13 protein-coding genes are annotated in these 13479 nt (G+C 70.6%); 9 read left to right on the forward strand and 4 right to left on the reverse strand.

Features of this window, described 5'->3' with window-relative positions; genetic code table 11:
• The first annotated feature begins 74 nt into the window (after positions 1 to 74).
• The 4 genes from ACSHT8_RS10525 to ACSHT8_RS10540 are packed head-to-tail and all read left to right on the forward strand — an operon-like array spanning position 75 to position 4173.
• A complete protein-coding gene (locus tag ACSHT8_RS10525; protein ID WP_436500112.1) occupies positions 75 to 887 on the forward strand; it encodes a carbohydrate ABC transporter permease in 813 nt (270 codons plus the stop codon).
• A complete protein-coding gene (locus ACSHT8_RS10530) occupies positions 884 to 2209 on the forward strand; it encodes an ABC transporter substrate-binding protein (protein WP_436500114.1) in 1326 nt (441 codons plus the stop codon). Before ACSHT8_RS10525 ends, ACSHT8_RS10530 begins: the two co-directional genes overlap by 4 nt.
• The gene (locus ACSHT8_RS10535; RefSeq protein ID WP_436500116.1) at positions 2206 to 3207 is read left to right on the forward strand and encodes an ABC transporter ATP-binding protein; all 1002 of its coding nucleotides are present in this window, start codon (positions 2206 to 2208) and stop codon (positions 3205 to 3207) included. Before ACSHT8_RS10530 ends, ACSHT8_RS10535 begins: the two co-directional genes overlap by 4 nt.
• A complete protein-coding gene (locus tag ACSHT8_RS10540) occupies positions 3208 to 4173 on the forward strand; it encodes a carbohydrate ABC transporter permease (protein ID WP_436500118.1) in 966 nt (321 codons plus the stop codon).
• Here the strand turns inward: ACSHT8_RS10540 and ACSHT8_RS10545 are convergent.
• Together ACSHT8_RS10545 and ACSHT8_RS10550 are read right to left on the reverse strand one after the other, a co-directional pair.
• Positions 4170 to 4838: a response regulator gene (locus ACSHT8_RS10545; RefSeq protein WP_436500120.1), complete on the reverse strand. Its 669-nt coding sequence runs from the start codon at positions 4836 to 4838 to the stop codon at positions 4170 to 4172. The genes ACSHT8_RS10540 and ACSHT8_RS10545 overlap by 4 nt on opposite strands.
• Positions 4835 to 6394, reverse strand: coding sequence for a sensor histidine kinase (locus ACSHT8_RS10550; protein ID WP_436500122.1), 1560 nt, complete (start codon positions 6392 to 6394; stop codon positions 4835 to 4837). Before ACSHT8_RS10550 ends, ACSHT8_RS10545 begins: the two co-directional genes overlap by 4 nt.
• Positions 6395 to 6583: 189 nt before the next feature.
• Between ACSHT8_RS10550 and ACSHT8_RS10555 the strand changes: the two genes are divergently transcribed.
• The 5 genes from ACSHT8_RS10555 (at position 6584) to ACSHT8_RS10575 (ending at position 13135) form a co-directional block, all read left to right on the forward strand.
• Complete coding sequence (locus tag ACSHT8_RS10555) at positions 6584 to 7528, forward strand: Bug family tripartite tricarboxylate transporter substrate binding protein (RefSeq protein ID WP_436502035.1); 945 nt, start codon at positions 6584 to 6586, stop codon at positions 7526 to 7528.
• Positions 7525 to 8025: a tripartite tricarboxylate transporter TctB family protein gene (locus ACSHT8_RS10560; RefSeq protein WP_436500124.1), complete on the forward strand. Its 501-nt coding sequence runs from the start codon at positions 7525 to 7527 to the stop codon at positions 8023 to 8025. Before ACSHT8_RS10555 ends, ACSHT8_RS10560 begins: the two co-directional genes overlap by 4 nt.
• A 1-nt stretch (position 8026) precedes the next feature.
• Positions 8027 to 9532, forward strand: coding sequence for a tripartite tricarboxylate transporter permease (locus tag ACSHT8_RS10565; protein ID WP_436500125.1), 1506 nt, complete (start codon positions 8027 to 8029; stop codon positions 9530 to 9532).
• A gap of 363 nt (positions 9533 to 9895) precedes the next feature.
• The gene (locus ACSHT8_RS10570) at positions 9896 to 11023 is read left to right on the forward strand and encodes a carboxylate-amine ligase (RefSeq protein ID WP_436500127.1); all 1128 of its coding nucleotides are present in this window, start codon (positions 9896 to 9898) and stop codon (positions 11021 to 11023) included.
• 60 nt (positions 11024 to 11083) lie between these two features.
• Positions 11084 to 13135, forward strand: a complete 2052-nt coding sequence (locus ACSHT8_RS10575; protein ID WP_436502036.1) for an MDR family MFS transporter — start codon at positions 11084 to 11086, stop codon at positions 13133 to 13135.
• Here the strand turns inward: ACSHT8_RS10575 and ACSHT8_RS10580 are convergent.
• The gene (locus ACSHT8_RS10580) at positions 13132 to 13308 is read right to left on the reverse strand and encodes an RGCVC family protein (protein ID WP_436500129.1); all 177 of its coding nucleotides are present in this window, start codon (positions 13306 to 13308) and stop codon (positions 13132 to 13134) included. The genes ACSHT8_RS10575 and ACSHT8_RS10580 overlap by 4 nt on opposite strands.
• A complete protein-coding gene (locus ACSHT8_RS10585) occupies positions 13308 to 13469 on the reverse strand; it encodes a DUF6307 family protein (protein ID WP_436500131.1) in 162 nt (53 codons plus the stop codon). Before ACSHT8_RS10585 ends, ACSHT8_RS10580 begins: the two co-directional genes overlap by 1 nt.
• Positions 13470 to 13479 lie beyond the last annotated feature (10 nt).

Genomic DNA, 13479 nt, shown 5'->3' on the forward strand with positions numbered 1-13479 from the left:
GTGCCGAGGACCGATCGTGTGCCACCGTTCCCCGGCCGCGGTGGCACACCGCGGGCGGACCAGGAGCGGAACCCATGCACCCCAGACCCTTCGGCCGCGCGGTCGGCGCGGTCGCGGTGATCGCGGTGTTCGGCGCGCTGCTCGTCCTGCTCGTGTCGGGGTCGCTGCACGTGCCCGGACTGCCGCCGCCCACCACGCCCGACCTGGTGCCCGATCCGCTGTCCACCGAGGGATACCGCCGTTCGGCCGAGTTGGGTGGGCTGGCGCGGGCGACGCTGAACTCGATGCTGGTTTGTCTGGTGGCGGTCCCGGTGAGCGTGTTCGTCGCCGCCACCGCGGGCTTCGCGCTGACCCAGGTGTCGGCGCGGACGTCGCGGGTGGTGATCGGGCTGTCGCTGGTCGCGCTGATGGTGCCCGCGGTCGCCCTGCTGGTGCCCAGGTTCGCGCTGTTTCGCGCACTCGACCTGACGGGGACGCTCGCACCGCTGGTCGCCCCGGCGCTGATCGCGACGTCGCCGCTGTACCCGCTGGTCTACTACCTGGCGTTCCGCGCGGTGCCCGCCGAGCTGTACGACGCGTGCAGGCTGGAGGGCATGTCGCCGCTGCGGACCTGGTGGCGGGTCGGGATGCCGCTGGTGCGGCCGGTGACCGCCGGGGTGGCGGCGCTGACGTTCGTGCTGACGTGGTCGAACTTCCTGGACCCGCTGGTGTTCCTGTACGACCGCGACACGTTCACACTGCCGCTGGCGCTGCGGTCGCTGGCCACGCTCGACCCGACCGACTTTCCCGTCTTCCTGGCGGGCGCGGTGCTGGCGACCGCGCCCGCCGTGGTGGTTTTCGCGTTGGCGCAACGAGGTTCTTGGTTCAAGAAGGGAAATCGGGGATGAGATTCGCACGGGCCCTGGCGCTGCTGACCGCGGCGGCCGCGGTCGCGTCGGGCTGTTCGACGGAGGTGGCGGCCGGGCCTGGGCAGGTGAGCCTGCTGGTGTTCGGCGACCCGAACGAACTCGCCGCCTACCGCGAACTGGAGGCCGCCTACGAGCGTGCGGTGCCGGGCGCGGACCTGCGGCTGATCGAGGCGAGCGACCGCAAGGACCTCATCACGAAGCTGTCGACCTCGGTGGCGGGTGGCAACCCGCCGGACCTTTTCCTGATGAACTACCGCTTCTACGGCCAGTTCGCGAAGCGCGACGCGATCGAGCCGGTGCAGGAGCGGCTCGACAAGTCGACCGCGATCAAGGCGGCGGACTTCTACCCGCAGGCGCTCTCGGCGTTCCAGGCCGATGGCAAGCAGCTCTGCATGCCGCAGAACATGTCCAGCCTTGTCGTTTATTACAACAAGACCCTGTTCGCCAAGTACGGAATCGCCGAGCCCAAGGCGGGCTGGAGCTGGCACGACATGGTGGCCACCGCGGCGGGCCTGACCCGCGACGCGAACGGCGACGTCGCCAAGGGCGTCGACCCGGACGCCGCGCCGGGCACGCCTCCCGGTCCACCGCCCGCGGTCTACGGGCTCGGCGTGTCCCCCGAGGTCATCCGGATCGCGCCCTTCGTGTGGTCGAACGGCGGCACGCTGGTCGACGACGAGAAGCGGCCGACGAAGCTGTCGCTCGACGGCCCTGCGGTCGAGGCGCTGTCGGAGTTCATCGACCTGCGCGGCCGCCACGGTGTGGTGCCGACCGACCAGGAGGTCGAGAGCGAGAACGACGAGGCACGGTTCGCCGCGGGCAGGCTCGGGATGCTGATGCAGTCGCGCCGGTCGACCACGACGTTCCGCAAGATCACCGATTTCGAGTGGGACGTGGCGCCGCTGCCGGTGTTCAAGTCCCCCGCGACCGTCCTGCACAGCGACGGCTACTGCATGCCGAAGGGCTCGTCGAACAAGGCGGGCGCGTGGCGGTTCGTCGAGTTCGCGCTGGGCAAGGAAGGCGCGACGATCATGGCGAAGACCGGCCGGACCGTTCCGTCCACTATGGAGGTCGCGAAGTCGCCCGCGTTCCTCGACCCGGGCAAGCCGCCGCGCAACGCCTCGGTGTTCCTCGACTCGATCCCCGCGATCCGCGCGACGCCGACGATCTCGACGTGGCCGGAGATCGAGGACGTGGCCAACGGCATCTTGGAGAACGCGCTGTACCTGGGTCAGCAGCCGCAGGAAGTCGCCCGTCAGCTCGATGAGCAGACCAGGTCGCTATTCGAGCGCGGGAAATGACGCACGGGCTGGAGCTCGACGGCGTCCGCGCCGCCCACGGCGGCGCGGAGACGCTGCGCGGGATCTCGCTGACCGCGGCGAAGGGCGAGTTGCTTGTGCTGCTCGGCAAGTCTGGCGCGGGCAAGTCGACGCTGCTGCGGGTGATCGCCGGGCTGCATCCGTGTTCGGGCGCGGTGCGGATCGCCGGTCGGGACGTCAGTTCGCTGACACCGGGCGAGCGGGACGTGTCGATGGTGTTCCAGTCCTTCGCGCTGTTCCCGCACTTGACCGTGCTGGAGAACATCGGCTTCGGCCTGCGCGCCCGCGGCGTCGGCCGGGCGGAGACGCGCACCCGGTCGGCCGCGGCCGCGGAGATCGTCGGGTGCGCGGAGGTGCTGTCCCGGCGGCCGGACCAGCTCTCGGGCGGCGAACGGCAGCGGGTGGCCCTGGCTCGGGCCTTGGTACGGGAACCCGCGTTGTTCCTGCTGGACGAGCCGATGTCCAATTTGGACGCCTCGGCCCGGGCGCGGACCCGCGCGGAGCTGCGGGCCCTGCACGACCGGGTCGGCGCGACGACGGTGCACGTGACCCACGACCAGACCGAGGCGCTGGCCATCGCCGACCGGGTCGCGGTGCTGAACGACGGGCGGATCGAGCAGCTCGGCACCCCGGACGAGGTCTGGCGGCGCCCCGCCACGACGTTCGTCGCGGGCTTCGTGGGGTCGCCCGCCATGAATCTGCTGCCCGGCGACGGGCCTTGGCGGGTATCCGGGGCACACCAGGTGGGAGTCCGCCCGGAGGCAGTGCGACTGGCGTCGTCCGGCACCGGGTTCGCCGCTTACGTGACAGGCGCGGAGGTGATCGGCGAGGACGCGTGGGTGCGGCTGCGGATCGGCGACCACGGGATCGTCGCGCGCGTCCCGGCGGACTCGCGCCCGGCCGCGGGCGCGGCGGTGATCGCGAGCGCGGCCGAGTCCGACCTGCACGGGTTCGACGCCGACGGGAAACGGGTGCCGTAGGTGGACAGCGAAGTCGTCGAAAGGGAGCGGGTGCCGCGACTGGAGGGCACCCCGCGGGTGGAAGCGCGCGCGCGTCGCAGAGCGCCGCGGCTGTCCCGGCGCGGGCAGCTCATCCTCATGCTCGCGCCCTACGTCGTCGGGCTTGTCGTGCTTGTGCTCGGCCCGGCACTCGTCACCTTCGTGCTCGCGTTCGCCGACTACGACCTGATCGGGGCCGTCCACTGGATCGGGTTCGCCAACTTCGTCGAGCTCGCCGAGAGCCCGGCCTTCCGCGCCGCCCTGTCCAACTCGCTCGGGTTCGCCGCGGTCGCCGTCCCCCTGCGGCTGCTGTTCGCGTTCGGACTCGCCTTGCTGCTGTTCCGGCGCGCGTTCGGTGTCGGGGCCGCGCGGACCGCCGTGACCTTGCCCGCCGCCGTGCCGGAGGTGGCCTACGGACTGCTCTGGCTGTGGCTGCTGAACCCGATGTACGGACCGGTCAACCAGATCCTGCGCGCCACCATCGACGCCGACGCCATCCCCAACTGGCTCACCCACCCCGCCGACGCGCGCGCGGGCATCATCCTGATGAGCCTGTTCACCATCGGTGAGACCTTCATCGTCCTGCTCGTCGCCCGCCGCTCACTGCCCGCCGAGGTGTACGAGCAAGCCGCCATCGAGGGCGCCACCGGCTGGTACCTGATGCGCCGCGTCACGCTGCCGCTGATGGCTCCCGCCCTCGGCCTGCTCCTGCTGCGCGACACGATCCTGAGCTTCCAGTTCTCCTTCGTCCCCGCCCTCGTCGTCACCCAGGGTGGCCCGCCGCCCTACGCGACGACCTACCTCCCGCTCTTCGTCTACCGCAACGCGTTCGAGTACCTCAGATACGGCTACGCGGCCGCCGCCACCCTCGTCATGCTCGCCTGCACAGCCGCGGCGGTGTTCCTCCAGTGGCGGCTGATCCGCCGCTATCGCGCCCGCTACAGCTAGATCCACCGGTAGCGTCGCTCCGGCCTGCCCGTACCGCCGTAGCGCAGCCGAACCGCCGCCCGCCCGGTCTCCACGAAGTGCTCCAGATACCGACGAGCACTGGCCCGCGACAGGTTCGCCACGACCGCGCACTCGGCCGCGGACATGTCCTCGTCCGCCGACCGCAGTGCCCGCGCCACGACGTCGCCGGTCTCCGCCGACAGCCCCTTGGGCAACGCCGCCGTGCCACCCGGCCGGGCCCCGAACACTCTGTCCACATCAGACTGACCGGCCGTCGACAAAGCGCTCAGCCGGGCATGCAGGGCCGCGAAGTGTTGGAGCTGGTCATAGAGCGCCGAATACGAGAACGGCTTGATCAAGTAGTGCAGCACCCCGCTGCGCATGGCGCGGCGGACCGTGTCGACGTCGGTGGCCGCGCTGATGACGATCACGTCCGGGTCGACGCTCGACCCGCTGCGCAGCTCCCGCAGCACCGCCACGCCGTCCATGTCCGGCAGGTAGATGTCGAGCAGCACCAGGTCCGGCCGCAACCGGTCGACCGCGCGCAGCGTGTCCGCGCCGGTGTGGGCGACGCCGACGACGGTGAAACCCGGCGTGCGGGCCACATAGCCGCTGTGCACCTTGGCGACCATGAAGTCGTCGTCGACGACCAGGACCCGGATCATCGCGCCACCGGCAGGGTCGCGGTGAACACGGCGCCGTCGGCGTTGTGCACGGTGACCGAGCCCTGACGGCGCACGCACGCCTGCCGGGTCAGCGCCAGCCCCAGCCCGCGCTGCCCGCCCTCCTCGGCGGCCTTCGTGGTGAACCCGTTGCGGAAGATCTCCTCCGCCAAGTCCGGCGCCACTCCGGGACCCGAGTCCCGCACGACTACTCGGATCGCGCGGGGCTCGTGGACGACGTCGACCTCGATCCACCCGCCCGGCCCGGGAAGCGCGTCCAGCGCGTTGTCGACCAGGTTGCCGAGCACGGTCACCAGGTCCGCCGACAGCGGCTCGTCGACCTCGCCCAGCCGGGCGGCGGGCGCCAGCCGCAGGTCGACGCCCTGCTCGGCGGCGAGGCTGGCCTTGGCGATGAGCAGCGCGGCGACCGACGGGTCGGCGATGCGGGAGCTGACCTCGGCGTGCCAGCGGTCCATGGTGGTGCTGACCCGCGTGACGAACCGGCGGACCTCGTCGTACTCCCCCAGCTCGATCAGGCCGGAGATGGTGTGCAGGCGGTTGGAGAACTCGTGGGCCTGCGCGCGCAGGGTGTCGGTGGTGTTGCGGTTGGCGGCCAACTCGTCGCGCAGGCGGACCAGCTCGGTGCGGTCCCGCAGGGTCACCACGGCACCGAGGCCGCGCGTGCCGATCGAGATGGGCATCCGGTTCAGCACGAGGACCCGGCCTTTGCGCAGCACGATCTGGTCGGCGCCGTCGGCGCGGCCGGTGAGCACGTCGAGCAGCCGGTCGTTGAGGTCCAGGTCGGCCACGGCGTGCCCGACGACGTGGTCCGGCAGGGAGAGCAGCGTGCGGGCCTGGTCGTTGAGCAGGGTGATCCGGTGCTGCGGGTCGAGGCCGACGACGCCCTCGCGGATGCCGTGCAGCATGGCCTCGCGGTGCTCGACCAGGCCGGTGATCTCGGCGGGCTCCAGGCCGAGCGTCTGCCGCTTGACCCACCAGGCCAGCCAGAACGAGCTCACCACCCCAAGCGCGGTGGCGATGCCCAGCAGCACGAGCGCGTCGCCGGGCGAGTCGACCAGCGCCTCCCACACGCTCGGCAGGTCCTGGCCCGCGGCGACGATGCCGATGACGTCGCCCTGCTGGCCCATCACCGGCACGTGCGCGACGACAGCGCCGTCCACCTCGCCGACCCACGAGCGGCCCGACGTGATGGTGCTGTCGCCGATCGGGAGCGGCTCACCGTTCTGGCGGGGGTCGGGCGAGGTCAGCACCGTGCGGTCCGGCCTGGCGATGATGACGAAACTGGCCCCGGACTGGCTGCGGGCGGACTCGGCGAACGGCGCGAGCGTCTCGTGCCTGCCCCGGTCGGCCAGGGAGAACCGCAGTCCCTGGTTGGCCGCGACGTCCTCGGCGAGGCCGAGCATCCGCCTGCCCTCGGTCTCCCGGAAGCCCTGCCCGACCTGCGCGAGGCTCACCGCGGCCACCGCCGCGAGCAGCACCAGCACGCTGAGCAGCTGCAACGCCAGGAGCTGGCGCGCGAGCGAGCCCCTCTTGCCCATCCGCTCACCTCCCGTCGGTTGAGAGTGTGAACCTAAACTGGCGGGTCCCGCCGTGAGCAAAACGAGCAAATCGACCGCTGCGCACGTAACCGAGACGTCACGTCCGCGAAGCCGCACGATTCGGGCACTCGACGACGAGAGGCAGGGATCACAGTGAGGTCTCGCAGAATCATTCCGCTCCTGGCGGCGCTGGTGGCGGTCACGGGCGTGACGGCGTGCAACACCGCGGAGAGCTCGTCGGCCAAGGTCACGGGCTTGCGGCTGATGGTGCCGAACACCCCGGGCGGCGGCTACGACGTCACCGCGCGCACCGCGGCCAAGGCGATGGAGGAGGCGGGCCTGGCCCGCAACGTCGAGGTGTTCAACCTGCCCGGCGCGGGCGGCACGGTCGGGCTGGGCCGCCTGGTCAGCGAGAAGGGCAACGGCAAGCTCGTCATGCAGATGGGCCTCGGCGTGGTCGGCAGCGTCTACACGAACAAGTCGCCGTCGACGCTGCAGCAGACCACGCCGATCGCCCGGCTGATCGAGGAGCCCGACATCATCGTGGTGTCGAAGAGCTCCAAGTACACGAGCATCAAGCAGCTGGTGGACGCGTGGAAGGCCGACCCGGGCAAGGTGCCGGTGGGCGGCGGGTCGTCGCCGGGCGGGCCGGACCACCTGGCGCCGATGCTGGTGGCCAAGGCGATCGGGCTGGCCCCCAAGTCGGTCAACTACGTGCCGTTCGACGGCGGCGGTGAGCTGCTGGCCTCGGTGCTCGGCGACAAGGTCGCCTTCGGTGTCTCGGGCGTCGGCGAGTACGCCGACCAAGTCAAGGCCGGTGAGCTGCGGGTCCTCGCGGTGACCGGGCCGCAGCGGGTGCCCGGGATCGACGCGCCGACGCTCAAGGAGTCCGGTGTGGACGTCGAGTTCACCAACTGGCGCGGGGTCGTGGCGCCGCCGGGGATCAGCGACAAGGACCGCGACGCGCTGGTCGCCCTCTACACCTCGCTGCACTCGTCCACCGCGTGGAAGGACGCGCTGCGCAAGAACGGCTGGCAGGACGCGTTCAGCACCGGCGGCGACTTCGCGAAGTTCCTCCAGCAGGAGAACGACCGGGTCGGCCTGGTGCTGAAGGACCTGGGGCTGACGGCATGACCACCGTCGCGCTCCTGCGACAGCGCTCCGAACTGGGTGTCGCGGTGTTCCTGGCCGCGCTGGGCGGGCTGGTCCTGGTCGACGCGCTGACGCTGCCGACCGACTTCGCCCAGCGCGGTCCGGTCGGCCCCGCCGCCGTGCCGACCGTGGTCGGCGGCGGCCTCGTCGTCATCGCCATCGCGTTGGCCGTGGACGTGCTGCGCGGTGGCCGCGGCGAGGCGGAGTCCGGCGAGGACGTCGACCTGACCACTCCCCCGGACTGGCGCACGGTCGGCCTGCTCGCGGCGGCGTTCCTCGCCAACGTGGCCCTCATCGACGCGGTGGGCTTCCCGATCTCGGGCGCGGTCCAGTTCTGGGGCGCGGCCTACGCGCTGGGCAGCCGTAAGTACCTGCGGGACGCGCTGGTCGCGGTGGGGATGTCGGTCGGCACGTACTTCGTCTTCCACGGGTTGCTCGGAGTCACCCTGCCGGGCGGTCCGCTGACGGGGCTGATGTGACGTGGACACCCTCGACAACCTGATCGCGGGCTTCGGCACCGCCCTGACCCCCACCCATCTCCTGCTGGCCGCCGTCGGCGTCCTCCTGGGCACCGCGATCGGCGTCCTGCCCGGCATCGGCCCGGCGATGGCGGTGGCGCTGCTGCTGCCGGTCACCTATGGGATCGAGCCGACGGGCGCGTTCATCATGTTCGCGGGCATCTACTTCGGCGGCATGTTCGGCGGCTCCACCACGTCGATCCTCCTCAACACCCCAGGCGAAACGGCGGCGGTGGTGACCGCCATCGACGGCCACCCGATGGCCCGCAAGGGCCGCGGCGCCCAAGCCCTCGCCGCGGCGGCGATCGGCCACTTCATCGGCGGGATCGTGGGGACGGTGCTGTTGGTGCTGCTCGCCCCGACCGTGGCGAAACTGGCGGTCGACATCGGCGCACCGGACTACTTCGCGGTGATGGTGCTGGCGTTCATCGCGGTGACCTCGGTGCTCGGCACCTCCCGCGTCCGCGGTTTCGCGTCGTTGGGTATCGGGCTGGCGATCGGACTCGTCGGACTCGACCCGATCACCGGCCAGGCCCGACTCACCTTCGGCTCGCTGCACCTGGCGGACGGGATCGACGTCGTGGTCGTCGCGGTCGGCCTGTTCGCCGTCGGCGAGGCCCTTTGGGTCGCCGCCCACCTCCGGCGGACCACGGGAACAGCGATCCCAGTCGGCCGCCCCTGGCTGGACCGCGACGACGTCCGCCGGTCATGGAAACCGTGGCTGCGCGGCCCACTGATCGGCTTCCCGTTCGGCGCGGTTCCGGCCGGTGGCGCGGAGATCCCGACGTTTCTGTCCTATGTGACCGAACGAAAGCTGTCGAAACACCCCGAGGAATTCGGCCACGGCGCCATCGAGGGCGTCGCAGGCCCGGAGGCGACCGCCAGCGCGTCGGCAGCCGGAACCCTGACGTCGATGCTGACCCTGGGCCTGCCCACAACGGCGACGGCGGCGGTGATGCTGGCGGCGTTCCAGCAGTACGGCATCCAGCCGGGACCACTGCTGTTCGCCCGGGAACCGGAACTGGTGTGGGCGCTGATCGCGAGCCTGTTCATCGGAACGGTGTTGCTGCTGGTGCTGAACCTGCCACTGGCCCCGATGTGGGCGAAGCTGCTGCGGATTCCGAGGGCATACCTGTATTCGGGCATCCTCTTCTTCGCCAGCGTTGGGGCGTATGCGGTCAGCGCGGACGTGCTGGATCTGGTGCTGCTGTTCGCAATCGGCTTGGTGGGCTTCATGATGCGCCGTTTCGGCCTGCCGGTACTACCCGCGATCATCGGCGTGATCCTGGGCCCCAACGCGGAACAACAACTACGACGGGCACTTCAGCTCAGCGACGGAGACCTGTCGGGCTTGGTGAACACAACCTTCTCAGTGACGGTGTATGCGGTGATCGCACTGATCCTGCTGTGGCCACTGGTGCGGAAGTTGTTGCCGGTACGGAAGAAGGCTGTCCAAAGAATCACATAAGCCGCACCCCGCGCCTGAGCAGCATCGGGTGAAACTGGGCGATCACGCTTTGGCTGGGGGAGACAACGGCCCGCTCGCTACGTCGCGTGTGGGATGCCCTTCCGCCCACGCTCTTTCCACAGGGCCGTCGTCAGGGGCCCAAGCAAAGCGTGATCGCCCAGTTTCACCCGATGGTGCGGCCCCAACGACACACCAGGCCAGCCAGACCGCAACCGCGCACCCACCCGACAGTCCCCGGCCTCGCCACGCCAGGCGAGGTCCAGCGCACCCAAACCCCCGCCCAATGGGTGACGACAGCTCGTTTGGCGCCGTGCCAGGGTTGGGTATCCCTTGGTCCCTAGCACCGCTTGGTCGGAGGGCCTCATGACCGTCACCGCGTCAACACCCCCGACCATCGGCGTGGAAGAGGAGTTCCTGCTGGTGGACCCCACCACCGGCCTCCCAGTCCCCCGTGCCCCCGAGGTCGTGGAGTACGCGCGGAACACATTCGGCGTCGAGCTAGGTCTGGAACTGGCCCTAGCCCAGGTAGAGATCCGCACCGGCGTGTGCCGAGACCTCTCCGACGCCCGAGAACAGCTCCACGACCTGCGGAAAGTCGCCACCGCGGCAGCTGAGGCAGTCGGCTGCCGAGCGCTCGCGGTCGGCGTGCCGGTAGTCGGCGGAACACGCATCGAGACGGCCCCGGAAGGCCGCTACGGCCAGCTCACCGCTGATTACCGCCAACTCGCCGCCGAGCAGTCCATCTGCGGCTGCCACGTCCACGTCGCGGTGCCCGACCCGGAGACCGCCGTGCGCGTGTGCAACCACCTGCGGCCGTGGCTGCCCGTCCTCGGCCTGCTGACCGCGAACTCACCGATCGCGGCGGGCCGGGACACCGGCTACGCGAGTTGGCGCACCATCGTGTGGTCGCGGTGGCCTAGCTCCGGCCCACCGCCGTACTTCGAGTCCGCTGCCCACCACGGCCGGACGATCGAGATGCTCCAGGAGTCGGGCGCCGCAGGCGACGCGCGGATGGTCTATTGGGACGTCCGCCCGTCCGCCCACCTGCCCACCGTCGAGGTCCGCGTCGCCGACGTCGCGGGCACCGTCGAGGAGGCCGTCCTCCTCGCCGCTTTGGTCCGCGGCTTGGTCGCCACCGCCCTGACCGACCTGAGACGCGGCGTGCTCGCCCCGCGGATACCGGTCGAGACACTCAAAGTCGCCACCTGGCGGGCCGCCCGAGACGGCCTGACCGGCGACGCGTTCGACGTCCTCAGCGGGCGCCTGATCCCGGCACGGGCGCTGGTGGACAGACTCGTCGACCACGCAGGCGACGCGCTGGCCCAAATGGGCGACCTCGACACGGTGGCGGAGCTGCTCGCCGACCTGGATCGCACCGGCACGGGAGCCATGCGCCAACGCGCCGCCTTCGCCCGCACGGGCCGCATCACCGACGTCCTCGCCCAGTGCGACGCGGCCTGTTCGGGTGGGCCGGTGAAGCACACGGCGTGACCCCATGACCTGCTGAGACAGCTCCGGCGCGCGGATCTCGGCCGCCCGGTTGAAGATGGCCTGGTGACCACAGTCGAGGCCGCCAGGCCGGTTTCCGGCCCGCCCCAGCTCAGTTCCGCGCAGCGCACCGTGGTGTTCAGCGCGATCGCCATGGGAATGCTGCTCGCCGCGCTCGACCAGACGATCGTGGGCACCGCCCTACCCACGATCGTGGCCGACCTCGGCGGCGCGGCGCACATGTCGTGGGTCGTGACGTCCTACCTGCTGGCCGAGACCGTGGCCACGGCGCTGGTCGGCAAGTTCGGCGACCAGTTCGGCCGCAAGATCGTCTTCCAGGCGTCCACGGTGATCTTCACCCTCGGGTCGTTCCTGTGTGGACTGTCGACGAGCATGACGCTGCTGATCGCGTGGCGGGCCGTGCAGGGCATCGGCGCGGGCGGGCTGATGGTCACCGCGATGGCGCTGATCGCCGACGTGATCCCGCTGCGCGAACGCGGCCGCTACCAGGGCGCGATCGGTGCGGTGTTCGGCCTGTCGACGGTGATCGGGCCGCTGCTGGGCGGGCTGTTCACCGACCACCTGTCGTGGCGGTGGGCGTTCTACGTCAACGTGCCGCTCGCCGTCGCGGTCATCATCGTCTCGGCGAAGGCCATCCCGTCGATCCGGGCCGCGGCCAAGCCGATCATCGACTACATGGGCATCGTGCTGGTCGCGGCCGGGTCGAGCGCGCTGATCCTCGCCACGAGCTGGGGCGGCAGCCAGTACGAGTGGGGTTCCCCGGTGATCATCGGGCTGTTCGTCGGCGGCGCGGTCGCGCTAGGGCTGTTCTGCCTGGTGGAGACGCGGGCGAAGGAACCGATGCTGCCCATGCGGCTGTTCCGCGATCCCGTGTTCGCGGTGTGCACGGTGCTGAGCTTCGTGGTGGGGTTCGCGATGCTCGGCGCGATGGTGTTCCTGCCGACCTACCTGCAATACGTCGACGGCGAGTCCGCGACCGGATCAGGGCTGCGGCTGCTGCCGATGATCGTCGGCCTGCTGGTGGCGTCCATCTTCAGCGGGACGATGGTGAGCAAGACGGGCCAGTACCGGTGGTTCCCGATCGCGGGCTCGGCGGTGATGGCGGTGGGGTTGTATCTGCTGTCACTGATGGACCGCGAGACCGGGTTCTGGCTGACGTCGCTCTACATGCTCGTGCTGGGCGCGGGCATCGGGCTGTGCATGCAGGTGTTGACCATCGCCGTGCAGAACACGGTCGACTACTCGGACCTGGGCGCGGCGACGTCGGGGGTCTCGTTCTTCCGGACCCTCGGGAGTTCGTTCGGCACCGCGGTCTTCGGCACGATCTACGCCAACCAACTCGAACCCAACCTGACCGCTGGAGTGACTCAGGCAGCGGTTCAAACCGGCGCTGATCCACGGGTGCTCGCCGTCTCGGCCGAGAGTCCCAAGGGGGTGCACGAGCTGCCCGCCGCACAGGCCGGTCCGATCATCGACGCCTACGCGGACTCGCTGCACACGGTGTTCCTGTGGACGGTGCCGGTCGCGGTGATCGGGTTCGTGATCTCGCTGTTCCTCAAACAGGTCGAGCTGCGCGACCCGGCGCGGGCGGCGTCGAAGGACGTCGGCGAGGGGTTCGCCTCACCGTCGGCGAGTGAGGCGGCACTGGAGACCTCGATCAGCTCGGTGCTGCGGCGGTTCGGGCCGGAGGACGCCTACCGAATCCGGGACCTGTCCGGGACGCGGCTCGACCCGGCCGGGGCGTGGGCCGTCGTGCAGGTGCGGGTCTACGAGAAGGCGCTGGGGACGGCGGCGATCGCCGAGATCGCGCGCGGCAGGCGGATGCCGCCGGAGGTGCTGGAACCGGTGTTCCATCGCATGGTGCACGAGGGCTACCTCACCCGCCACGACGGCGTCTACGCCTCCACCAAGGCCGGAGACGACGAGTTCGAGCTGCTCAGCACCGCGTGGGCCGACTGGATCCACGACCACCTCCGCCGCGACGCCGCCGACGACCGGCCGGAGGTCCGCGAGGCGGTGGCGGTGATCGCGCGCAAGCTCGTCACGGAGGACGTGGCCGAGTCCAGCCACCGGACACTGACGTCGGTCGGTTAGCCGACGCCGGGACCACACACGCAGTTGCGGCTGTAGGCACCCGCGACGGTCGCGGTGCAGTAGCGGGCGGCCACCCGGTCGTGGTCGTGCCACGGGTGTGGGCAGACCGCGCAGGTGTCGGTCATCGGGAGTTCGGGTGGCGCGCTGTTCGCGGGGACTTCCGAGGTCGTCATCAGCGCAGCTGCTCGGGCACGGTGTCGATCACTCGCACCATCTCGGTGGCCAGTGCCGCCGATGCGGTGTCGTCCAGTTCGGTGTGCTTGCGCACGATGTCCTGGACCAGGTGGACGCGGCGTTCGTAGCGGGAGACGAACGTGGCTTCAGTTGTGGTCATAGCGCTTTCC

It is taken from the genome of Actinokineospora sp. HUAS TT18, from assembly GCF_051364635.1.
In the GTDB taxonomy this organism is placed as follows: domain Bacteria; phylum Actinomycetota; class Actinomycetes; order Mycobacteriales; family Pseudonocardiaceae; genus Actinokineospora.